At 62.6% G+C, this 23173-nt stretch carries 22 protein-coding genes and 1 riboswitch; of the genes, 6 read left to right on the plus strand and 16 right to left on the minus strand.

Annotation, left to right across the window (positions count from 1 at the left end):
* Positions 1-41: 41 nt before the first annotated feature.
* On the plus strand, positions 42-3512 hold the full coding sequence (locus tag PMI35_RS03785; protein WP_008065244.1) for a hybrid sensor histidine kinase/response regulator: 3471 nt from the start codon (positions 42-44) through the stop codon (positions 3510-3512).
* A gap of 139 nt (positions 3513-3651) precedes the next feature.
* Here the strand turns inward: PMI35_RS03785 and rmuC are convergent, their stop codons facing one another.
* Positions 3652-5016, minus strand: a complete 1365-nt coding sequence (rmuC, locus tag PMI35_RS03780) for a DNA recombination protein RmuC (RefSeq protein ID WP_162831858.1) — start codon at positions 5014-5016, stop codon at positions 3652-3654.
* Positions 5017-5191: 175 nt separating this feature from the next.
* Positions 5192-5515: a hypothetical protein gene (locus PMI35_RS03775; RefSeq protein ID WP_063887084.1), complete on the minus strand. Its 324-nt coding sequence runs from the start codon at positions 5513-5515 to the stop codon at positions 5192-5194.
* Between the two features lie 977 nt (positions 5516-6492).
* On the opposite strand from PMI35_RS03775, the gene PMI35_RS03770 reads away from it, so the two are divergent.
* The 3 genes from PMI35_RS03770 to PMI35_RS03760 all read left to right on the plus strand — a co-directional run bounded on the left by PMI35_RS03770 (position 6493) and on the right by PMI35_RS03760 (position 8886).
* Positions 6493-6717: a hypothetical protein gene (locus PMI35_RS03770; protein ID WP_007898912.1), complete on the plus strand. Its 225-nt coding sequence runs from the start codon at positions 6493-6495 to the stop codon at positions 6715-6717.
* A 262-nt stretch (positions 6718-6979) separates the two neighbouring features.
* A complete protein-coding gene (locus PMI35_RS03765; RefSeq protein ID WP_008065248.1) occupies positions 6980-7462 on the plus strand; it encodes a hypothetical protein in 483 nt (160 codons plus the stop codon).
* Positions 7463-7608: 146 nt separating this feature from the next.
* Complete coding sequence (locus PMI35_RS03760; protein WP_008065250.1) at positions 7609-8886, plus strand: OmpP1/FadL family transporter; 1278 nt, start codon at positions 7609-7611, stop codon at positions 8884-8886.
* A 227-nt stretch (positions 8887-9113) separates the two neighbouring features.
* On the opposite strand, the gene PMI35_RS03755 is transcribed toward PMI35_RS03760, so the two are convergent.
* The 14 genes from PMI35_RS03755 to cobO all read right to left on the minus strand — a co-directional run bounded on the left by PMI35_RS03755 (position 9114) and on the right by cobO (position 20556).
* A complete protein-coding gene (locus PMI35_RS03755) occupies positions 9114-9680 on the minus strand; it encodes a glutathione peroxidase (protein WP_008065253.1) in 567 nt (188 codons plus the stop codon).
* 67 nt (positions 9681-9747) lie between these two features.
* Positions 9748-9870 carry a hypothetical protein gene (locus PMI35_RS35685; RefSeq protein ID WP_008065259.1) on the minus strand — a complete coding sequence of 41 codons (123 nt, stop codon included), beginning with the start codon at positions 9868-9870 and terminating at the stop codon, positions 9748-9750.
* A complete protein-coding gene (locus tag PMI35_RS03750; protein WP_008065262.1) occupies positions 9867-11075 on the minus strand; it encodes an MFS transporter in 1209 nt (402 codons plus the stop codon). Before PMI35_RS03750 ends, PMI35_RS35685 begins: the two co-directional genes overlap by 4 nt.
* 52 nt (positions 11076-11127) lie before the next feature.
* Positions 11128-11532 carry a MarR family winged helix-turn-helix transcriptional regulator gene (locus PMI35_RS03745; protein ID WP_008065263.1) on the minus strand — a complete coding sequence of 135 codons (405 nt, stop codon included), beginning with the start codon at positions 11530-11532 and terminating at the stop codon, positions 11128-11130.
* 21 nt (positions 11533-11553) lie between these two features.
* Entirely contained in the window at positions 11554-12285 is a 732-nt protein-coding gene (locus PMI35_RS03740; protein WP_008065265.1) for an adenosylcobinamide-GDP ribazoletransferase, read from the minus strand.
* A gap of 2 nt (positions 12286-12287) precedes the next feature.
* Positions 12288-12863 carry an alpha-ribazole phosphatase family protein gene (gene cobC, locus PMI35_RS03735; RefSeq protein ID WP_008065268.1) on the minus strand — a complete coding sequence of 192 codons (576 nt, stop codon included), beginning with the start codon at positions 12861-12863 and terminating at the stop codon, positions 12288-12290.
* Positions 12860-13915, minus strand: coding sequence for a nicotinate-nucleotide--dimethylbenzimidazole phosphoribosyltransferase (cobT, locus tag PMI35_RS03730; RefSeq protein WP_008065271.1), 1056 nt, complete (start codon positions 13913-13915; stop codon positions 12860-12862). The genes cobC and cobT overlap by 4 nt, the downstream gene beginning before the upstream one ends.
* The gene (cobU, locus tag PMI35_RS03725) at positions 13912-14433 is read right to left on the minus strand and encodes a bifunctional adenosylcobinamide kinase/adenosylcobinamide-phosphate guanylyltransferase (RefSeq protein WP_008065273.1); all 522 of its coding nucleotides are present in this window, start codon (positions 14431-14433) and stop codon (positions 13912-13914) included. The genes cobT and cobU overlap by 4 nt, the downstream gene beginning before the upstream one ends.
* 147 nt (positions 14434-14580) lie before the next feature.
* Positions 14581-16032, minus strand: a complete 1452-nt coding sequence (locus PMI35_RS03720; RefSeq protein WP_008065279.1) for a cobyric acid synthase — start codon at positions 16030-16032, stop codon at positions 14581-14583.
* Positions 16029-17021, minus strand: coding sequence for a threonine-phosphate decarboxylase CobD (gene cobD, locus PMI35_RS03715; protein WP_032832067.1), 993 nt, complete (start codon positions 17019-17021; stop codon positions 16029-16031). Before cobD ends, PMI35_RS03720 begins: the two co-directional genes overlap by 4 nt.
* Positions 17014-17922 carry an adenosylcobinamide-phosphate synthase CbiB gene (cbiB, locus tag PMI35_RS03710; RefSeq protein WP_008065282.1) on the minus strand — a complete coding sequence of 303 codons (909 nt, stop codon included), beginning with the start codon at positions 17920-17922 and terminating at the stop codon, positions 17014-17016. The genes cobD and cbiB overlap by 8 nt, the downstream gene beginning before the upstream one ends.
* A complete protein-coding gene (gene bluB, locus PMI35_RS03705) occupies positions 17919-18569 on the minus strand; it encodes a 5,6-dimethylbenzimidazole synthase (RefSeq protein ID WP_008065284.1) in 651 nt (216 codons plus the stop codon). Before bluB ends, cbiB begins: the two co-directional genes overlap by 4 nt.
* Positions 18566-19948, minus strand: coding sequence for a cobyrinate a,c-diamide synthase (locus PMI35_RS03700; RefSeq protein ID WP_008065286.1), 1383 nt, complete (start codon positions 19946-19948; stop codon positions 18566-18568). Before PMI35_RS03700 ends, bluB begins: the two co-directional genes overlap by 4 nt.
* Positions 19945-20556 (minus strand): cob(I)yrinic acid a,c-diamide adenosyltransferase, encoded by a 612-nt coding sequence (gene cobO / locus PMI35_RS03695; RefSeq protein WP_008065287.1) that lies wholly within the window; start codon positions 20554-20556, stop codon positions 19945-19947. Before cobO ends, PMI35_RS03700 begins: the two co-directional genes overlap by 4 nt.
* Positions 20557-20639: 83 nt before the next feature.
* Positions 20640-20873, minus strand: a riboswitch (cobalamin riboswitch).
* 152 nt (positions 20874-21025) lie between these two features.
* On the opposite strand from cobO, the gene PMI35_RS03690 reads away from it, so the two are divergent.
* Both PMI35_RS03690 and PMI35_RS03685 read left to right on the plus strand, forming a co-directional pair.
* Positions 21026-21610: a hypothetical protein gene (locus PMI35_RS03690; RefSeq protein WP_008065289.1), complete on the plus strand. Its 585-nt coding sequence runs from the start codon at positions 21026-21028 to the stop codon at positions 21608-21610.
* Between the two features lie 67 nt (positions 21611-21677).
* Positions 21678-22991, plus strand: a complete 1314-nt coding sequence (locus PMI35_RS03685) for a PQQ-dependent sugar dehydrogenase (RefSeq protein ID WP_008065290.1) — start codon at positions 21678-21680, stop codon at positions 22989-22991.
* The last annotated feature ends 182 nt before the right edge of the window (positions 22992-23173 follow it).

The following is a 23173-nucleotide window of genomic DNA, read 5'->3' on the forward strand; positions in this document are numbered from 1 at the left end:
CGGGCGGGAGGCCCGGGTGTCTTTGGTTGCCTGGAGTTCCCATGTCGCTGTCCAGCGGGCTGATTGCCGTCGTCGCCCTGGCCTATATGGCCATTATGTTCGCCATCGCCTTCTACGGCGACCGTCGCAGCGCGCCCTTGCCGCCGCGGATGCGGGCCTGGGTGTACAGCCTTTCGCTGGCGGTCTACTGCACCAGCTGGACCTTCTTCGGCGCGGTAGGCCAGGCGGCCGAGCAGCTGTGGTCCTTCCTGCCAATCTACCTCGGGCCGATCCTGCTGTTGATCGGTGCGCCGTGGGTTCTGCAGAAAATGGTGATGATCAGCAAGCAGGAGAACATCACCTCCATTGCCGACTTCATCGCCGCCCGCTATGGCAAATCGCAATCCCTGGCGGTGGTGGTGGCCCTGATCTGCCTGGTCGGCGTGCTGCCCTACATCGCGTTGCAGCTCAAGGGCATCGTGCTCGGCGTGAACCTGTTGATCGGCGCCGGCGCCGATGCCATGGGGGTTCGCGCGCAGGACACCGCGCTGGTGGTGTCCCTGGTCCTGGCGTTGTTCACCATTGTCTTCGGCACGCGCAACCTCGACGCCACGGAACACCACCGCGGCATGGTGTTGGCGATTGCGTTCGAGTCGCTGGTCAAGCTGTTCGCTTTCCTCGCGGTTGGCGCCTACGTGACCTTCGGCCTGTACGACGGCTTCGATGACCTGTTCGACCAGGCCATGCTCGCCCCGCGCCTCGAGGAATACTGGAAAGAGACCATTAACTGGCCATCGATGGTGGTGCAGACCGGCGTGGCAATGATGGCGATCATCTGCCTGCCGCGGCAGTTCCACGTGACCGTGGTCGAGAACATCGACCCGCAGGATCTGCGCCTGGCCAAATGGGTGTTCCCGGCCTACCTGGCCCTGGCGGCCCTGTTCGTCGTGCCGATCGCGCTGGCGGGGCAGATGATGCTGCCCAGTTCCGTGCTGCCGGACTCCTTCGTCATCAGCCTCCCGCTGGCCCAGGCTCACCCTGCCCTGGCGTTGCTGGCCTTTATCGGCGGCGCATCGGCGGCCACCGGCATGGTGATCGTGGCCAGCGTGGCGCTGTCGACCATGGTCTCCAACGACATGCTGCTGCCCTGGCTACTGCGGCGCAACAATGCCGAGCGCCCGTTCGAGGTGTTCCGCCAGTGGATGCTGTCGGTGCGCCGCGTGACCATCGTGGTCATCCTGCTGCTGGCCTACGTCAGTTATCGCCTGCTGGGATCGACCGCCAGCCTGGCGACCATCGGCCAGATCGCCTTCGCCGCCGTGACGCAACTGGCACCGGCGATGCTCGGCGCGCTGTACTGGAAACAGGCCAACCGCCGCGGCGTATTTGCCGGCCTCGCCGCCGGTACCTTTCTCTGGTTCTACACGCTGATCCTGCCGATTGCCGCCCACAGCCTCGGTTTGTCCCTGAGCAGTTTCCCGGGCCTGGCCTGGCTGCACAGCAACCCGCTGAACCTGCCGATCACCCCGCTGACCCAGGGCGTGGTGCTGTCGCTGGCGGGCAACTTCACACTGTTCGCCTGGGTCTCGGTGCTGTCGCGCACCCGCGTGTCGGAGCACTGGCAGGCCGGGCGCTTCATCGGCCAGGAAATCAGCGCCCGGCCCAGCGCACGCTCGCTGCTCGCGGTACAGATCGACGATCTGCTGCAACTGGCCGCACGCTTCGTCGGTGAAGAACGCGCGCGGCAGAGCTTCATCCGTTTTGCCTACCGCCAGGGCAAGGGCTTCAATCCGAACCAGAACGCCGATGGTGAATGGATCGCCCACACCGAACGATTGCTCGCGGGTGTACTGGGCGCTTCATCGACTCGCGCCGTGGTGAAAGCCGCCATTGAAGGCCGGGAGATGCAGCTCGAAGACGTCGTGCGCATCGCCGACGAAGCCTCGGAAGTCCTGCAATTCAACCGCGCGCTGCTGCAAGGCGCGATCGAGAACATCACCCAGGGCATCAGCGTGGTCGACCAGTCGCTGAAACTGGTGGCCTGGAACCGCCGCTACCTGGAGCTGTTCAACTACCCGGACGGCCTGATCAGCGTCGGCCGGCCGATTGCTGACATCATCCGCTACAACGCCGAGCGCGGCCTGTGCGGGCCCGGCGAAGCCGAAGTGCACGTCGCGCGACGCCTGCACTGGATGCGCCAGGGTCGGGCGCATACTTCCGAGCGGCTGTTTCCCAATGGCCGGGTGATCGAACTGATCGGCAACCCGATGCCCGGTGGCGGTTTCGTCATGAGTTTCACCGACATCACCGCGTTCCGCGAAGCCGAGCAGGCGTTGACCGAGGCCAACGAAGGCCTGGAGCAGCGCGTCACCGAACGCACCCACGAGCTGTCGCAACTCAACGTGGCCCTCACCGAAGCCAAGGGCACCGCCGAGGCGGCGAACCAGTCGAAAACCAGGTTCCTGGCAGCCGTCAGCCATGACCTCATGCAACCGTTGAACGCCGCGCGCCTGTTCTCCGCCGCCCTGACGCACCAGGACGACGGCTTGTCCACCGAGGCGCAAAAACTGGTCCAGCACCTGGACAGTTCGCTGCGCTCGGCCGAAGACCTGATCAGCGATTTGCTGGATATTTCCCGCCTGGAAAACGGCAAGATCAACCCGGATGCCAAGCCGTTCGCGCTCGATGAGTTGTTCACCACCCTGGGTGCCGAGTTCAAGGCGCTGGCGCGGGACCAGGGCCTGGAATTTCGCGTCAGGAGCAGCAAGTTGCGCATCGACAGCGACATAAAGCTGTTGCGCCGCATCCTGCAGAATTTCCTGACCAACGCGTTCCGCTATGCCAAAGGGCCGGTGCTGCTGGGCGTGCGTCGTCGCCAGGGCGAGGTGTGCTTGGAAGTGTGGGACCGTGGGCCAGGCATACCGGAAGACAAGCAACAGGTGATCTTCGAAGAATTCAAACGCCTCGACAGCCATCAGACCCGCGCCGAAAAAGGGCTTGGGCTGGGGCTGGCGATCGCCGACGGATTATGTCGCGTGCTGGGGCACACGTTGCGCGTACGCTCGTGGCCGGGGCGCGGCAGCGTGTTCAGCGTCACCGTGCCCCTGGCCCGCGCGCAAGCCGCGCTGCCGAACAAGGCGATCGAACTCAATGGCAAGCTACCCAGCGGCGCCCATGTGCTGTGCATCGACAACGAAGACAGCATCCTGATCGGCATGAACAGCCTGCTTACCCGCTGGGGCTGCCAGGTCTGGACCGCGCGCAACCGCCAGGAGTGCATGGCCCTGCTCGGCGATGGCTTGCGCCCGCAACTGGCGCTGGTGGATTACCACCTGGACGACGGCGAAACCGGGACCGAGCTGATGGCCTGGCTGCGCACACGATTGGGCGAGCCGGTGCCCGGCGTGGTGATCAGCGCCGACGGTCGGCCCGAGACCATGGCCCAGGTGCATGCGGCGGGGTTGGATTATTTGGCCAAGCCGGTGAAACCGGCGGCGTTGCGGGCGTTGTTGAGTCGGCATTTGCCGTTGTAATGTTGCTGGCTTTAATCCCGTGGCATAGCTTCTGACGCCTTCGCGGGCAAGCCCGCTCCCACAGGTTTTGCGTTGGACGCAGATTATGTGAACGACCCTTAACCCTGTGGGAGCGGGCTTGCCCGCGATGCTTTTTGGTTTATTCCGGCAACTCGACCAAGCCGTCCACATCGGTCATCGCCCGCTCCAGCAAATCCGCCGGCAAGCTCTTGCTCGCCCGCGCCCCCAGCAACTTGAGCTGCTCGCTGCGGCTGACCAGGTTGCCGCGGCCTTCTGTCAGTTTGTTGCGCGCCGAGCTGTAGGCCTTGTCCAGTTGCTGCAAGCGATTGCCCACCTCGTCCAGATCCTGGATGAACAGCACGAACTTGTCGTACAGCCAGCCGGCCCGCTCGGCGATTTCCCGGGCGTTCTGGCTTTGCCGCTCCTGTTTCCACAGGCTGTCGATGACACGCAGGGTCGCCAGCAGCGTGGTCGGGCTGACGATCACGATGTTGCGGTCGAAGGCTTCCTGGAACAGCGTGGGCTCAGCCTGCAACGCGGCGGAAAACGCCGCTTCGATCGGCACGAACAACAGGACGAAATCCAGGCTGTGCAAGCCGTCCAGACGTTTGTAGTCCTTGCCGGCCAAGCCCTTGACGTGATTGCGCAGCGACAGCACGTGCTGCTTGATGGCGATCTGGCCGATGGCTTCGTCTTCGGCCGCCACGTACTGCTGATAGGCCGTCAGGCTGACCTTGGAATCGACCACCACCTGCTTGTCGCCCGGCAGGTAGATGATCACGTCGGGCTGGAAACGCTCGCCGTCCGGGCCCTTGAGATTGACCTGGGTCTGGTACTCGCGCCCCTTCTCAAGCCCCGCGTGCTCAAGCACGCGCTCCAGAATCAACTCGCCCCAGTTGCCCTGGGTCTTCTGTCCTTTCAAGGCGCGGGTCAGGTTGGTGGCTTCGTCGCTCAGGCGCAGGTTGAGCTGTTGCAGGCGCTCCAGTTCCTTGGCCAGGGAAAAGCGCTCCCGGGCTTCGGCCTGATAACTTTCCTCGACGCGTTTTTCAAACGACTGGATGCGCTCCTTCAATGGATCGAGCAATTGCCCCAGGCGCTGCTGGCTGGTTTCGGCAAAACGCTGCTCGCGCTCATCGAAGATTTTCCCCGCCAACTCGGCGAACTGCGCACGCAACTCGTCTCGCGAGCCCTGCAGGTCGTTGAGGCGCTGCTGATGGCTTTCCTGTTGCTCACGCAACTCGGCATTGAGGGACGCGGCCTGGGCGTCGAGGCGGCGCAGTTCGGCTTCTTTGCCGGCGCGTTCGATGTTCCAGGCGTGGGCCGCATCGCGGGCATCGTCACGCTCGATCTGCAGCAACTCGACCTCACGCCGCACGGCGGCGAGGTCCGCCTGTTTGGCAGCGTTGGCCTGACCCAGGTCAGCGATTTCATCGCGACAAGCCTCGAGTTGCGCATTCAGGCCATCCTGCGCCAGATGCGCCGTGGCCAGGCGTTCTTCCAGCAGCGACGCCTGGGCCTGAGCGGTGCTCGCCCGGCGCTGCAGTTGCCAGGCCAACACCAGCAACGGCAGCGCCGCGCCCGCCAGCCCCAGCAATGCGCTGGTCAAGTCCATAGCCATAGCCACTCCTGCCATTGAAATAAAGCCTGAAGGTTAACCAAGGCGTCAGGTCTTGGACAGCTCAGTCTTCGAGCAAACCCAGTTCCTGCTGCGCACGCAGGTCCCCTGCCCGCGCGGCCTGACGCAAGAGATCCTGGCCAATCCGGCGATCCCGGGCGTTGCCGCATTCACGGCACATCAGTTGCCCCAGCCGGCTCTGCGCAGCGACGACGCCCTCACGGGCCGGTTGCTTGAGCAAACGTCCGGCGATGTGTTTGACGTTGGGGTTTTCGCCCAGGCGCGGGCTGTCCAGCAACCACTCGGCCACCCGCATCGAAAAGCGCTTGGGGGAGGCAACCGTGGACGATTTGGCGGAAGAGGAAGGAGGTGGTGTACGAAACTTCATAAAACACTGTGGGCAGATCGGAAGGCGCGCCACTCTACTCTCTTTTTCTTACAGGTAAAGCCGAAAAAAACCCGGCACGCCCGTCCTAGAGCAAGCGCTCGGGACAATCCACAGAAGCTGTGGATAACTCAGTGGACAACCGTCATTGAACTCGCGCAAAGGCTTATGGAATGGGGCCTGCAGTCAAACTGACGATTTTTTCACCAGTTAAAAAAAGCGATGTTTTTCATTGACTTAAATTTTGGTTACAGGCACCCACTGCGCTTGAAGGCTGGATGACAGCACGGTGACAGTCCGCGCAACTAATGTGCACAACTACCTTCTGGACGGTTATATCACCGGGTTTTTTCGGCGCAATTTTCTTGATTACTGGGGATAACCCCCCGGCAAACCCGCGCCCCAGCACGCTTTCAGCGATGACCGCCGGTCGGATTGCGCGCGATGACCGAACAGTTTCCAAGCCTCGTCCAGTTGCCAGCGAAGGAAGCTGCCAAGCGAACATCCAGGATTTTTTGCCAACGCCCTTCCCTTTGCCTGTTCAATCCGTTAGTATCCGCGGCGTTAGTACCAAGCTGAAAGTCAATTCTGGTCGAACAAATCCCCCCGGCGCAGCCTTCCCACAGGAAGCCGCTACCGAAAAAGCGGGATCGGCCACCTCGATGGTTTCCAGGTAAATCTTGCGCCAACACAGCCTTTGAATCGAAAGCAAAGGGTGTTGCCAGGCTCGCTTACTCTGACCGAACCAGCCTGCAAATTGATCAGGATCTTCACCCCGGGCCCAGAACCTTTGCCCTTGATGTGCTGCCTGCCCTCCTAAGTACCTACCTGCCAGCCCAAGCGCGCCAATTATCAGCGCTTCAAACTGGCTGCTTTGTTCCAGTCGGGTTCTTCGTTCGACCAACGGTGGTCGTCGTTACTGGAACGTTTTAATTTTGCACGGCTCTTATCCGTGTCGCTTGTAGGAACACCCAATGACTATGTCTACTCAAATCCACACCCAGGATGCTATCCGCACCCTTACCAACGCTTTTGCACCGATGAACTGCCTGATCATGGCCGCTCGCAAAGGCTGTTTCAGCTTTACCCTGGTCAACGAACACGGCATCGCCCGTCACAGCGAACGCCTGTACCCCGACCAGTACTCCAGCGCCGAACCGCTGCAGGCGGTGATCGAGCGTACGCGCCAGGCCCTGGTCGCCTGAAACGCCCGCAAGGCTGAAACACTCAAGAGCCCCGCCCGAAAAGCGGGGCTTTTTGTTGCCCCACGTTTCACGATGACTAAGCACGGATAGATATAAGGTTTATAACTCGCAGGCACAAATATTTTAAAAACAGTCCTTTACGCGGTGAATATGACACTAGACTTCAACTCAAGCGGCTTGATCCGCTTCCGACGAGCCTGAGTCGATTCACCGCTGCCAAAGCCTTTCAGGTTCGTCGCCAAATTGATGTATCGAGGGTTTTATGGGTATCGCTGCCAGCGAACTGTGCCGCTTTGTGATCCGTCCGACCTTGATCTACCTTGGACGCCATAGCGCAACCGCCGAATCCCTGCTGCTAGGCATCGCCGCCAGCCAGTCAGCCCTTGGTTCCGCCCTGCATGACCGCCGTGGACACGGCCTGTACCGAATCGCCGAACCCCGCCACCAGGCACTCTGGGACCATTACCTGGCACTCGATCCGGAACGCGCAAGCCTGGTCCGAGGCCTGGCCAGCCAACATGCATTCCTCAGCGGCCCGCACCTGGAATTGACCGTCAACCTGCGTTACGCCACCGCCATCGCCTGGCTGCTGGTCGAAGAACAGAACACCCCCCTCCCCGAAGCAGACGACCTGCTGGGCATGGCCCGAATCTGGCGCCAGACTTTCCAGCCCCAGGGGCGCCTGAGAGACTTCACCTGCGCCTGGCAAACCTGTGTTGCACCGATGAATCTGGTCGCCTGCTGAAATCCCTGGATCCAAAGATCGCTCAACTGGCAGCGAATCTGGTCGGATTGTCCTACAAAACCGCTCTAAATCAAGCATTACAGCCTATGGCGCTGGGACGAAAATGTTGGTAATTTTCGCCCCGGTGATCACCAGGAGTTCTAATAATGAAAAAAGTAATGCTCAAAACCACCATTAGCCTCGCCGTTGCCTTGGCATCCACCCAACTCTTCGCAAGTGGTTTTGCCCTCAACGAACAAAGCATCAGCGGGATGGGGACAGGTTTTGCCGGGCGATCTTCTTCTGCCGACGACGCATCCACCGTTTTTGGCAACCCTGCCGGCATGTCTCGCCTCAAGCGCGAACAAGTGACCGGTGGCGTTGCATTCATTGACGCACACGCTGACATCAGTGATGCCAGCTCCCGCCCCAATAGCGGCACCAACAAAGGTGACATGGTCCCTTTCATGGGCGTGCCCATGGGCTACTACGTAAAGCCACTCGATGACCAGTGGGCAGTCGGCTTCGGCGTCTATGCTCCATTCGGCCTGGTGACCGACTACGAGAACGGCTTCGCCGGTAAATACTTTGGCAGCAAGAGTGAAGTCACGATCGTGACCCTGCAGCCAACCGTCAGCTACGCCTTCAACGACAAGGTGTCGATCGGTTTCGGTCCGACCATCAACCGCATTGACGGCAAGCTGGAATCGAACCTGTCGCTGAACCCGCGCGCACCGGATGGCGAAGTCAAGATCAAGGGCGACGACACCGCTCTGGGCTACAACATCGGTATCCTGGTGCAAGCCACCGACAGCACTCGCGTCGGCCTGACCTACCACTCGAAAGTGAAGTACAAACTCGAGGGTGACACCAAGGTCAACTATGGCTTCCTCACGAACCTGCGTCAGAACCCGAACCAGAAGTACGACGCTTCGCTGGACATCACCACGCCTGAGTCGGTCGACTTTTCGGTTACTCATCAACTGGACGACCAATGGACCCTCTACGCAGGCAGCACCTGGACTCGCTGGAGCCGCTTGAAAGAAATCAGCGTTGAGAACAGCGGTGTTCCAGCGACCTTGACCCCCCTGTTCGGCACCATCACTGAAGAGCAAAACTGGCACGACACCTGGGCTCACGCCATCGGCGCTTCCTACCAGTTGAACAAGCAGTGGGTGCTGCGTACCGGTCTGTCCGTCGACCAGTCGCCGACCAACAATGAAAACCGCTCTCCACGCATCCCGACTGGCGATCGCAAGATTTTCAGCCTGGGCGCCGGCTGGAGCCCGACCGACGACCTGACCATCGACTTGGCGTACTCGTACCTGCGTGAAGAGTCAGTCAAGGTCAACAACAGCAACGGCGCTCCACGCAACCAGGCCTACAGCGCCAAGTACGAAAACTGGGCGAACGGTTTCGGTATCGGCGCGACTTACCGCTTCTGATGAGCGTCGGCGAGCCTGAAACACTCGCCGCCTGAATCAAAAAAGCCCCGCGATCTTCGGCAGAACGCGGGGCTTTTTTGTAGGAGCGAGCCTGCTCGCGATGGACGTCAACGATAATGCGTGAAGCCTGGCACCCCGCGGCGCTCTCAAGTCCATCGCGAGCAGGCTCGCTCCTACAGAGAGCGCGGGGCTTTTGGGTATTTCGCGAGCGAGCCCTATCCCACAGATCAGGGGGTGGAAGCCAATGGTGGCGAAGCCAGGGCCTTCTCCACCGCCTCAATGAACTCGGGATCATCGGGCTTGGTCAGGCTGGAGAAACTGGCAACCACCTTGCCTTGGCGATCGACAACGTACTTGTAGAAATTCCACTTCGGCGCGCTGCTCTGTGTGGCGAGTACCTTGAACAGGTGCGTTGCATCGTCACCACGGACTTTTTGCGGCTCGGTCATGGTGAAAGTCACGCCGTAGTTCACGTAGCAGACCTTGGCTGTTTCGGCGCCGTCCTTGGACTCCTGCTTGAAGTCATTGGATGGCACACCGATCACTTCCAGTCCCTGCTCCTTGTAACGCTGATTGAGCGCCTCAAGGCTTTTGAACTGCGGGGCAAACCCACAGAAGCTGGCGGTATTGACCACCACCAGCGGCTTGCCGGCGAAGCGCTGGCACAGATCGATGGATTCATTGGCACGCAACTTGGGCAACGAGCCTTGCAGCAGCGTCGGGCACTCTTGCGCCTGAGCCAATCCGGTAAAGGCTACCAGTAACGCGGGAACCGCCAACCAGCGCATCAGCATATCGGTGCTTCCTTGAGAATTCGTGTGAGATTGAAGTTACTCGCCCTCACTTCCTCCTAGCAAGTCTCTAGCACACCCCCATACCCAGCTGCATCAACGCCAGGCCGCCCTGATGCCAGCCCCACCAGGCCAGGGTCAGCAACAAGGCGCAGGCAGCGATGATCAGGGCCCGCGGCCAGAGCCTGTTCATGTTGCACTCATCTGGCTTTGCAGGCGCGCCACCGGCCGCTCACGCACGGGCCAGTTCAGGGCCGCCGCCATCAGGCTCAAGAGAATCGCCACCTGCCAGATCAAGTCGTAGCTCCCGGTCCGGTCATACACCACCCCGCCCAGCCAGCCACCGAGAAACGACCCGAGCTGGTGAAACAGGAAAACAATCCCACCGAGCATGGACAGGTTTCGTACGCCGAACAAGGTGGCCACGGTGCCGTTGGTCAAGGGAACGGTCGACAACCACAGGAACCCCATGGCCATGCCGAACAGGTAGGCGCTGGTCGTCGTCACCGGCGCCCACAGGAACAGTGCGATCACCACGGCTCGCAACAAGTACAGGCCAGTCAACAAACGCGGCTTGGACATGCGTCCACCGAGCCAGCCGGCAGTGTAGGTGCCGAAGATGTTGAACAGGCCGATCAGCGCCAGCACCGTGGTGCCCACCGTCGCCGGCAGATGTTGATCCACCAGGTAGGCCGGCAGGTGCACGCCAATGAACACCACCTGGAAGCCACAGACAAAAAAGCCGAACGCCAGCAGCCAGAATCCCGAATGGGAACAGGCCTCGCGCAGTGCTTCAGAAAGGGTCTGTTCGTGGCCCATGACCGGCAGCGGCTTGTCCTTGAGCATGCCCACCAGCGGCACGATCAGCGCCACCAGCAGACCCAGCGCCAGCAACGCCGCCGACCAGCCGAGCCAGCCGATCAACCCGAGCGTGCCGGGCAGCATCGCGAACTGGCCGAACGAACCGGCGGCACTGGCGATACCCATGCCCATGCTGCGTTTTTCCGGCGGCACCGCGCGCCCGACCACGCCGAGGATCACCGAGAAGGACGTGCCGGACAGGCCGATCCCGATCAGCAGGCCGGCGCTCAGGGACAAGGTCACCGCCGAGTCGGAAAGCCCCATGCACACCAAACCCGCCGCGTACAGGACACCGCCGACCAGCACCACTTTCGCCGCGCCAAAGCGGTCGGCCAGGGCACCGGTGAAGGGTTGCGCCAGGCCCCAGATCAGGTTTTGCAGGGCGATGGCGAAGGCGAAGACCTCACGCCCCCAGCCGAACTCGGCGCTCATAGGCGCCAGGAACAGCCCGAAGCCGTGTCGCACCCCCAGGGACAACGCCAGGATCAGCGCACTTCCCAGCAAAACCCAACCGCACGTACGCCACATCGAGGTCATTTTTGTTCTCCATACGCGGGTATATACCCGCTTAAAATCGAAAAAACTGGCCTCAGGCCAGTTCGTCCAGCAATTTCAGTAAGGTCTCACGCTTTTCCGCGCCCAGGCGATCGACCAATCGCTGTTGCGCCGCTTCCCAGGCCGGCAAGGCGGCTTTCAGGCGCTCGGCGCCCGCCTCGGTCAACAGGACGATGCGATTGCGCATGTCCTCGCCTTCGACCAGGGTCACCAGCCCTTCGCCTTCCAGCACCCGCAGATTGCGCCCGAGGGTGCTGCGATCCAGGCCCATGGCCTCGGCGAGGGTGGAAATACTCGGTTGATCCAGGCGCTGCAGGTTGCACAGCAAAGAATACTGCGCAACGTTGATCCCGAAGCCATCGAGGGCGCCGTCGTAATGCCTGCTGACGCCACGGGCGGCGCGACGCAGGTTGATGCATAAACATTGGGAGTCGAGCATGGTGCGTGTATATACCCGTGGTTAGATAAGTGCAAGTCCTGCGAGGATCGCAACTTCCAGCAATTCCAGCAACGCCCCCGCCGTGTCGCCTGTCGTGCCGCCCAATCGGCGCAGCATCACCTGCCTCAACCAGGCAAACATCAGCGCCGCGAGCAGCAGCGCCCAAACACCGTTGAGTCCAGAGATCAGCACGCACAGCAAGGCACTGCCCGCCAACACCTGCTTGCCCGCCAATCGCGGAAGATGATCGGCCAGGGCCTGGCCCAAGCCGCCGGGACGCACATAGGGCGTGGTCAGGAACAGCCCCAGCAACGCACTGCGGCTGATCAAGGGAACGAAGATCAGGGCCAAGGCCTGCTGCTGTTCGATCAGCGCGACCAGCGCGGCAAACTTCAGCAGCAACACCAACACCAGCGTGACCACGGCGATCGGTCCGCTACGCGGATCCTTCATGATCGTCAGCGTGCGCTCGCGGTCGCCGAATCCGCCCAGCCAGGCGTCGGCGCTGTCGGCCAGGCCGTCCAGGTGCAGCCCGCCGCTGAGCAGCACCCACGTCGTCAGCAACAGTGCCGCATGCAGCAACAGTGGCGCGCCCAGCAGCAACCCGTTCAACCCCCACAGAATGCCGCCGAACAGCAAGCCCACCAGCGGATAAAACAGCAGCGAGCGTCCCAGCTCCTCCGGCGTCGGCATGCCAGGCAGACGAATCGGCAGGCTGCTGAGAAATTGCAGGGCGATCCAGAATGGCAACATGTTCAGCGCACTTCCTTCAAGACGCCACCGGGCTCGACCGACAACGAGAACAGCGCGCCATGAGCCACTTCGACATTGAGCAACTGCTCGCGCGGCAAGCCACGGGCGTGAGCCAGCAACAGGCGCATGACCCCGCCATGACTGACCAGCAGCACGCGTTCGCCAGCGTACTGCGCATGCAAACGCGCCACCGCCGCCAGCACCCGCGCGGAAAAGTCCGCGACCGGTTCACCCTCAGGCGGGGTAAACGAGTAAGGATCAGCCCAGAACAAACCCAGGGCCTGGGCGTCGGTTTCCATCAGTACCGCAGCGCTCTGCCCTTCCCAGGCACCGAAGTGCAGTTCCTGCAGGTTTTTGTCCAGCTCGATCGGCAGTCCTGATTGCGCCGCCAGCTCTTCGGCGAAGCGCGCACAGCGCTGCAACGGCGAACTGACCAGGCGATCCCAAGGCCCCTGCTCCGCCACCGCCTGGCGCATCTGCGCCCAGCCCTTGTCCGTCAGCGCATCGTCGAGGCTGCCGCGCAGGCCGCCGCCGAGCTCGGTTTCACCGTGACGCAACAGATCCAGATGCAAGATCATGCCGGGCGATCCGCCACCGCCGCTTCGGCGAACGTCGCCATCTGCCCGTGCAGGTCGCAGGCCAGGCGCAGCAATGGCACGGCCAACGCCGCGCCACTGCCCTCGCCCAGGCGCAAGCCGAGGTCCAGCAAGGGTTCGGCCTTCAGGGTTTCCAGCACATGACGATGCCCCGGCTCGGCGCCGCGATGAGCGAACAACAGCCATGGCCGGCACGATGGATTCAAGCGCACCGCCACCAACGCCGCGACACTGCAGATGAACCCGTCCACCAACACCGCAACGCCTTGCTGGGCGCACGCCAGGTAGGCGCCGACCAGTGCGGCGACTTCAAACCCACCGAGATTGAACAGGGTCTGCAGCGCATCGCCACGCTGAGCGCCGTGCAGTACCAACGCGCGTTCAATTACCTGCGCTTTATGGCTGACACCCGTCGCATCCAGCCCCGTGCCCGGCCCGGTCAGGTGCGCCACCGGGCAATCCAGCAAGGCACAGGCCAGGGCGCTGGCGGCCGTGGTGTTGCCGATGCCCATTTCGCCACCGATGAACAGTTGCGCGCCCGTCGCGATGGCACGCTGCACGCTGTCGTGACCGGCCAGCAACGCTTGTTCACCTTGCGCCACGGTCATCGCCGGCCCCTGGGCAAAATTCGCCGTGCCGGGCCCAATGTTCAGGTGCCGCACACCCGCCAGGCTCAACGACGGTGTGATGGTGCCCAGGTCGACCACTTCCAGGGAGGCGCCCAACTGCCGCGCCAATACGCTGATCGCCGCACCGCCGCTGACGAAGTTGTGCAGCATCTGCCCGGTGACTTCCTGGGGGTAGGCCGACACGCCCTCGGCCACCACACCATGGTCACCGGCAAAAATCGCGATCGACACCCGCGCAAGACTCGGCTTGACCTGCCCCTGGAGTCCGGCCAGTTGTACCGCCACCGACTCAAGTTGACCGAGGGAGCCGGCCGGCTTGGTCAGTTGCTGTTGACGGGCTTGCGCCTGCTCGACAGCCTGGGCGTCGATCGGTTGGCACGGGTTCAGCCACCAGGATGAGGTCATAACGCAGTTCCTTTCAAAGTCAGGGGCAGGCCGGCGACGGTCAGGACGACACGCTGACAACGCTCGGCCAGGGCTTGATGCAGCCAACCGGCTTCATCGACATAGCGGCGAGTCAATTCGCCCAGCGGCACGACACCCATTCCGGTCTCGTTGCTGACAAAAATGATTTCACCCGGCAACGACGCCAGGCATTCGAGCAAGGCTTCGCGTTCGGCCGCCAGACGCTCGCTGTCCTTGAGCATCAGCAGATTGGTCATCCACAGCGTCAGGCAATCCACCAGCAGACAGCGCTCGGCGCGGGCGTTTTCGCACAGGACGCGGGCCAGTTCCACGGGCTCTTCGATCAACGCCCATTCGGCCGGACGGCGGGCGCGGTGATGGGCGACGCGCTCGTTCATTTCACCGTCCAGGGGTTGGCTGGTGGCGATGTAGGTCACTTGCAGCTGGCTGTCTGTTGCCAGTTTTTCTGCCAGGCGACTCTTGCCGGAGCGGGCGCCGCCGAGGATCAGTTGGAGCATTGTTTATTCCTTCAAATCTTCAGTGAGGCAACGGACCTCTTCGCGGGCAAGCCCGCTCCCACAGGGATCTTTGGTGTCAAAAAATGTGTGTTTCAACTCGGACACTGTGGGAGCGGGCTTGCCCGCGAAGAGGGCGGCACAGCCACCTCAAAAACCACAGAGCTCCCGCAACAGCCGGGTATCCAGATGTTTCTCCACCAAATCCGCCAACCGTTCGATATCCCGATCGCGCAACCCGTGGTAATCCACCTCCTGCACCGCCTGCAAACCCGCCCATCGCAACAGCGCACTACACGCCGCCGGGGATTCGAACAGGCCATGCAAATAGGTGCCGAAAATCTGCCCATCGACACTCTGCGCGCCATCGCAGCGACCGTCGTCCAGCTGCACGGCGGCGTTCTCCAGGGCCGGGCCGGTGGTCACGCCAGCGTGGATCTCGTAGCCGCTGACTTGCGCATTCTCCAGCGCCAGGCGCCCGCGCACATTGCGCAGTTGCTTGTGTTCTTCGAGCTGCGTGGTGAATGCCAGCAGGCCCAAGCCGTCACTAGACCCCGGCGCGCCTTCAAGGCCCAGCGGGTCATGCACTTGCTGCCCGAGCATCTGCAGGCCGCCGCAGATGCCCAGCACTTTGCCGCCATAGCGCAGGTGTCGCGAGATCGCGGTTTCCCAGCCATTGGCGCGCAGATAGGCCAGGTCGCTGCGCACGCTTTTCGAGCCTGGCAGAATGATCAGGTCGGCCGCCGGAATCGCCTGGCCGGGGCCGATGAATTGCAGGTCCACTTGCGGGTGCAGGCGCAGTGGATCGAAATCGGTGTGGTTGCTGATGCGCGGCAACACCGGCACCACCACTTTGAGCACCTGCTCGGCCTTGTCGGCCTGGCGCTGGTCGATACCGTCCTCGGCCTCCAGGTGCAAGTCCATCACGTACGGCAGCACCCCGATCACCGGCTTGCCGGTACGCGCCTCAAGCCAGTCGAGGCCGGGTTGCAGCAGGGCGATATCACCGCGAAAACGGTTGATGATGAAGCCTTTGACCCGCGCCTGCTCGGTGGGCGACAGCAGTTCCAGGGTGCCCACCAGGTGGGCGAACACCCCGCCCCGATTGATGTCGGCGATCAGCACCACCGGGCAATCCACCGCTTCGGCGAAGCCCATGTTGGCGATGTCACCAGCGCGCAGGTTGATCTCGGCCGGTGAGCCCGCGCCCTCGACCATCACCACCGGATAGGCCGCGCTCAAGCGTTCATGGGAGGCCAGCACCGCTTGCATCGCGATGGCCTTGTAGTCGTGATAGGCCACGGCGTTCATCGTGGTGACCGCACGCCCATGGATGATCACCTGGGCGCCGGTATCGCTGTTGGGCTTGAGCAGCACCGGATTCATGTCGGTGTGAGGTTCAAGAAAGGCGGCCTGGGCCTGCACGGCTTGCGCGCGACCGATCTCGCCACCGTCGGCAGTCACCGCGCTGTTGAGCGCCATGTTCTGCGGCTTGAACGGCACCACGCTGACACCCTGGCGCGTCACCCAGCGGCACAGTGCCGTCACCAGCGTGCTTTTACCGGCGTCGGACGTGGTGCCCTGCACCATCAAGGTGGTCATTGGTATTCCCTGGTGAAGGCGTCGAATGCTGCATCCAGCCGTGCCCAGTCGGCTTCATCGCCAGGCAGGCCGAAACGCAGGCTGCTGTTGTGGGTGAACAGGCGCAACAGGATGCCGCGCCGGGCCATGAATTCGTGCAGCACTTCGGCGCGCTCGGTGATCAGCCATTGGAACAGGGCGCAACCGCCTTGGGGCTGGAAGCCGTGCCGGGTCAACAAGGTTGCCAGACGCTCACTGGCCTCATCGGCCCGTACCCGCTGTCGCACGTGTCCTTCGGTGTCGCGCAGGCACGCCTGGCCCAGCACCCGGGTCGGCCCGCTGACCGCCCACGGCCCCACCTGCTCGGCGAGCAATTTGAGCAACTTGCGCTCAGCCAGGACAAACCCCAGGCGCACGCCGGCCAGGCCGAAAAACTTGCCAAAGGAACGCAGCACGATCAAGCCGACCTGATGAGCAAACGGCGCCACACTCAGGTGCGGCGTGTTGTCCATGAAAGCCTCGTCCACCACCAGCCAGCCACCGCGCGGTGCCAGACGCGAATGCCAGTCAAGCAGCCGGGCGGGCGTCAGGTTCAACCCGGTCGGATTGTTCGGGTTGACCACCACCAGCACGTCGAGGCTGTCGACGAAGAAGTCGACCTCCTGCTCCAGCACCTCACGCACGATATAGCCATTGCGGCGCCACGCCTCGGCATGCTCGGCGTAACAGGGCGACAGCACGCCAACCTTGCCCGCCCGGCGCAAACGCGGCAGCAACTGGATGGCCATCTGCGAACCGGCGACCGGCAGTGCCTGCAGGGTTCCGTAGTAATCGCAGGCCGCCTGCTCCAGGCCGTCATCGGTTTCCGGCAACCGTGCCCAGGCCCGTTGCGGGATGTCCGGCACGGGAAACGGCCAGGGCGCCAGGCCGCTGGACAGGTCGAGCCAATCGGCTTCGTCGATGCCGTAATCGTGCGCCGCCTTGCGCAATCGTCCGCCGTGCTCAAGCATAAAATTCAGACCCCACGCACAGAATCAGCAGCCACAACCATACCCCACGCTGCACCAGCTGCCAGCCGCGGTCGATGGCGTCGGCATCCGCCGGCACGCCCTCGCCCAGCGTCGGGCGCTGATGCAGTTCACCGTGATAAATCGCCGGCCCGCCCAGCTCGACGCCCAACGCACCGGCACCCGCCGCCATCACCGGACCGGCATTCGGGCTGTCCCAGGTCGGCCCCTGGGTGCGCCAGCATTTCAACGCCAGGCGGGTTTTGCCCAGCAGCGCATAGGTCAGCGCCACCAGGCGCGCCGGAATGTAATTGAGCACGTCGTCGATCTTCGCCGCCGCCCAGCCGAAACGCTCGAAGCGTTCGTTGCGATAGCCCCACATCGCGTCCAGGGTGTTGCTCAAACGGTAGAGCACCACGCCCGGCGCACCGGCAACGGCAAACCAGAACAGCGCGGCGAACACCGCGTCGCTGCCGTTTTCCAGCACCGACTCCGTAGCAGCACGAGCCACGGCAGTTTCATCCAGATCACTGGTTTTGCGGCTGACCAGGTAACTCACACGCTGGCGCGCCTCTTCAAGATCACCGCTGCGCAAGGCCTTGGCCACCGGCGTGACGTGCTCGCCGAGGCTGCGCATGCCCAGGGCGCAATAGAGCGCGAGAATCTCGACGATCCAGCCGACGTAAGGCGCCCATGAAAACGCCGTGGCCAACAGGGTCAGCGGCAACACGGCGATCACCCACGCGGTTACCCCATGGCTGCGCCAGCCGCGACCGCCGCCATTGAAACGTTGCTCGATGCGCTCGGCAAAACGGCCGAACGCCACCAGCGGATGCCAGCGTTTGGGTTCACCCAGCAGCGCATCCAGCGCTACCGCGGCGACACTCAACAACGCCACACTCATTGACTCACTCCCCAATAATTTTCATACAACAGCTCACTCAGCGGACGTGACTGCGCCCAGCCTTCGAGTACCAGCATCGGCGCCGGATAGAAGGCCTTGACCGGGCCCAGGCAGAGAATGGCCAAGGGCTTGGCGCCAGGCGGAAGACCCAGCAGGTCTGCCAGGGCCTGTGGTTCGAACAGCGAGACCCAGCCCATGCCCAGCCCTTCGGCGCGGGACGCCAGCCAGAGGTTCTGGATCGCGCAGGACAACGAGGCCAGGTCCATTTCCGGCAAGGTGCGACGACCGAAAATATGCCGTTCGCGATCGTCCATCAGGGCGGCGACCAGTACCTCGGCGCAATCGTTGATGCCTTCGACCTTGAGCTGCATGAATTCGTCGGTGCGCTCACCCAGGGCCTCGGCGGTGCGGATACGTTCCTGCTCCACCAGCCGTTGGATCTGGCTGCGCAAGGCGGGGTCGCTGATGCGGATGAAGCGCCAGGGCTGCATCAGGCCGACACTCGGTGCCTGATGCGCGGCCTCGAGCAGGCGCCGCAGCAATTCAGGCTCGACCGTGCCGCCGGCGAAGTGACGCATGTCGCGACGTTCGCCGATGGCGCGGTAGACCGCTGCGCGTTCGGCCGGGCTGAAGGCGTTGTCAGTCATGGCCTCATCGCTGGCAAGCCAGCTCCCACAGGGGTTAGGTGATCAACTGTAGGAGTGAGCCTGCTCGCGGTGGCGTCCGCACAGTCAGGTACAAATAGAGCAGCTATCGCCGACGGGTTGGACGGGAAATAAAAATGCACATAAGAGGCCGTCATCCGCCCCTCACGATAAACCGCTTCGGCCCCGCGCCCGCCGTTAGGACTCAGGCCACGGGCAATCGGCTCAAGCTCGGTACTGGTCAGCGAATGATGATAGGTGTGCCCACGCAGGGACCCTTCCGGCAGCTCCACCGCTTGCAGAGCCAACGCAGCCAGGCGCTTCTGCATCACCGCATCACCTTTCAACAAACCGACCAGCTCTGCACGCGTACCCTCGACATCGGTCAACGAATCGAGCAGATAAAGCATGCCGCCGCATTCGGCCAGCAAGGGTTTGCCCGCCGCGTGGTGCGCGCGGATGGCGCTGAGCATGGCGGTGTTCTGCGCCAAAGCCACGTGGTGCAATTCCGGATAGCCGCCCGGCAGGTACAGGCTGTCTGCCTCTGGCAAACCCGCATCACGGATCGGCGAGAAAAACCGCAGTTCGGCGCCCATCGCCCGCAGCAAATCGAGGCTGGCGCCATAGGTAAAGGCAAACGCTTCGTCGCGGGCCACGGCAATGCGCACGCCCGCCAGCAAGGGTTCGACCGTCACTGCATCCGGCGCAGCGAACTCCACCGCCGGCGGCAGCGCGACTTCACAACTGCTGGCCAGGGCGTCGGCCGCCGCATCGAGGCGCGCATCGAGGTCGTTCAATTCACTGGCCTGCACCAGGCCCAGGTGTCGACTCGGCAATTCGATCCCGGTCTCCCGGGACAAGGCGCCGTACCAGCGCAGGCCTTCGGTCAGGCTGCCTTCGAGCAGTTGCGCGTGACGCAGGGTGCCCACGCGGTTGGCCAGCACGCCGGCAAACGGCAAGTCCGGCTGATAACGCGCCAGGCCCAGGGCCAGTGCGCCAAAGGTCTGGGCCATCGCGGTGCCGTCGATCACAGCGAGCACCGGCACGCCGAAATGCCGCGCCAGATCAGCGCTGGACGGCGTACCGTCGAACAGCCCCATGACGCCTTCGATCAGGATCAGGTCGGCGTCGCAGGCGGCCTCCCACAACAGGCGACGACTGTCCTGCTCGCCGACCATCCACATGTCCAGCTGATACACCGGCGCACCGCTGGCGCGTTCGAGGATCATCGGATCGAGAAAGTCCGGGCCGCACTTGAACACGCGAACCTTGCGTCCCTGGTTACGATGCAACCGGGCCAGCGCGGCGGTCACGGTGGTCTTGCCCTGACCGGACGCCGGCGCGGCAATCAGCACCGCCGGGCAATGTCGAGGCTGGTTCACAGCTCGACGCCTTTTTGCGCCTTGATACCGGCCTGGAAGGCGTGTTTGATCATGCCCATTTCGGTGACGGTATCGGCCAGCTCGACCATCTCCGGCTTGGCGCCGCGACCGGTGACCACTACATGCTGCATGGGCGGGCGCGCTTGCAAATCGCTGAGCACCTGATCGAGATCGAGGTAGCCGTGCTTGAGGGCGATGTTCAGTTCGTCCAGCACCACCAGGCCGATCGATGGATCGCGCAGCAGTTGCTGCGACACTGCCCAGGCCGCTTCGGCAGCGGCGATATCGCGCTGGCGGTCCTGGGTCTCCCAGGTGAAGCCCTCGCCCATCACATGAAAACGCACCTGCTCGGGGAAGCGCCGGAAGAACAACTCCTCGCCGGTGCTATTGCGCCCCTTGATGAACTGCACCACGCCGCACTGCATGCCATGCCCCATGGCACGCGCAAGCATGCCGAACGCCGAGCTGCTCTTGCCTTTGCCGTTGCCGGTCAGCACCAGCAGCAGACCGCATTCGTTCGGGGAATTGGCGATGCGCTCGTCGATCACGGCTTTTTTGCGCAGCATGCGCGCCAGATGACGTTCGTCACGATCAGGGGTATCAGACATGGGGGAGCTCTCCGTTGAGGCAGGATTAACGGCGGGCAGGCACAAGAATAGACGGCAAGAAGCCTGGCATCGCCCACCGTGATGCCGCTTGGATGGATCAGGCCGGTCTCCGGGCTCATGAGCGGCGTGATGCCTGACTGCGCGCCTTCCCGCATCAATGATCGACGCAGTGGCTTCAGACGCAGTTTTCACTCATTTACCGTTGCGGGGGCAGCGCCGGGATCGCAGGGCTTCATCAACTGAAGCGCTCACTCACCGGCTTCCCTGTTTCACTCTGTCGACCCAAGCCACAGAGCACCTGAAACAAGCGGCGAAGGTTAGAGGGTTGGGGGTGGAGCGTCAATTGAAGACAAGGTGTCGGAACGAATAACTGCCATCCATCCATAAAATGACGTCAATCTTGTGTCACACTCACAGCAGCGATATCAAATAGCCACGACCTCACAACACAATAATAAGGGTGAGCCCCATGCAAGGCATGATCATCAGCAATCCGAAGCTGGAATTCCTGAGTCCGGTACTGGAACGCTGGTTCGACTGTATCGACCGCTACAACGCCGTGCGCGGCGACAGCGAGACACCCTACTGGCTCGACGAAAAAGCCAACCTCGGCCTGCTCTCTGCCGCCGCATGGATGGCCGAGATGATCACGCTGCAACAATCGCCCACGCGCAAACAGGTCGAGGAAGGCGAACGCAATGGCCGCGCCGATCTGTTCATCGCCACGACCGAAGCACGCGCCTGGCTGCAGACCACCCAACGCTGGCCGCGGGTCAACAGCCTGAACCTGACCCAAGCCCTGCAGGACATCACCAGCGACGCGAAAAAAATCAGCTACGCCAGCGACCTGAAAATTGGCTGCCTGTTCGTCGCTCCGCACAAGAGCCAACAAGGTGCCACCCCCGAAGAACTGCAGGACATGGTCGATGACCTGCAAAAGGAGCACTGCTGCGCCGTGGCCTGGTATTTCCCGTATGCCTATCGCAAATTGCGCAACGAAGCCGGTCACTATCACCCCGGTATTGCCGTGCTGCTCAAGGAAGCCCGGGGCTGAGGTTGAACCATCGGGCTGTCACGCTTCTCTATGATTTAAGTCACCTCACTCATAGGGAAGGTCAGCAATGCGCACGTCCCAACTGGTTTTCGTTATCGCATTAGCGGGAGGGCTCGCCGCCTGTGGCGAAACCGCCCGCTTGCAAGTCATCGACGGCACCGGGCCGTCCCCCAAGCTCCCGGAACCGAACAAGACACTGTTCCCGACGATGAACATCGCCCCGGCCATCGGCTGGGCGGACGGCGCAAAACCCGTCGCGGCCAGCGGCACTCAGGTCGGCGCATTTGCCGAGAACCTCGATCATCCGCGCTGGCTGTACGTGCTGCCCAATGGCGACGTGCTGGTCGCCGAAACCAATGCCCCGCCCAAACCCGATGACAACAAAGGCATCAAGGGCTGGATCACCAAAAAAGTCATGGGCCGCGCCGGTGCCGCCGTCCCGAGCCCGAACCGCATCACACTGCTACGCGATTCCGACCACGACGGCATTGCCGAAACCCGCACGGTATTCCTGGAAAACCTCAACTCGCCCTTTGGCATGACCTTGGTCGGTAATGACCTGTACGTTGCCGACACCGACCGCCTGCTGCGCTTCCACTATGAAAACGGCGACACGGCCATCAAGACAAAACCGATCAAGGTCGTCGACCTGCCGGGGGGAACCCTGAATCACCACTGGACCAAAAACGTCATCGCCAGCAAGGACGGCAGCAAGCTGTACGTCACGGTGGGCTCCAACAGCAACATCGGCGAAAACGGCATGGACCAGGAGCAAGGTCGCGCGGCGATCTGGGAAGTGGACCGCGCCACCGGCAACCACCGGATCTTCGCATCGGGCCTGCGCAACCCCAACGGCATGGCCTGGGAGCCACGAAGTGGTGCGCTGTGGACGGCCGTCAACGAGCGAGACGAAATCGGCAGCGACCTGGTGCCGGACTACATCACTTCGGTGAAAGATGGCGCTTTCTATGGCTGGCCGTTCAGTTATTACGGCCAGCACGTCGACGTGCGCGTCGAACCGCAAAACCCCGACCTGGTGGCCAGGGCGATTGCCCCGGACTACGCGGTGGGCCCCCACACCGCCTCACTGGGCCTCACGTTTGCCGAAGGCAACAGGTTGCCGGCGCAGTTCAAGGAAGGCGCGTTCATCGGCCAGCATGGCTCATGGAATCGCAAGCCGCACAGCGGCTACAAAGTGATTTTCGTGCCCTTCAGCGGCGGCAAGCCGAACGGGCAACCGGTGGATGTGCTCACCGGCTTCCTCAATGACGAGGAAAAAGCCATGGGCCGGCCGGTGGGTGTGGTGATTGATCAGCAAGGGGATTTGTTGGTGGCCGATGATGTGGGGAACAAGGTGTGGCGGGTGTCGGCAGCGCAATAACCTGCACTTGAAAAACAGGTCGACCGGTCGGCTTTTGCGTTTGCGTTTGCGTTTGCGTTTGCGGGGCTTTAGATCTTGATTTTCTTGCCCCCTCACACCCTGAGCCGTCAACCTGTGACGACCTCCATCGGAGCCTCTACCAACGTTGATCCATGCCGCATCGAAGCTTGTTGTGGGAGATT

This window comes from Pseudomonas sp. GM78 (assembly GCF_000282475.1).
In the GTDB taxonomy this organism is placed as follows: Bacteria; Pseudomonadota; Gammaproteobacteria; order Pseudomonadales; family Pseudomonadaceae; genus Aquipseudomonas.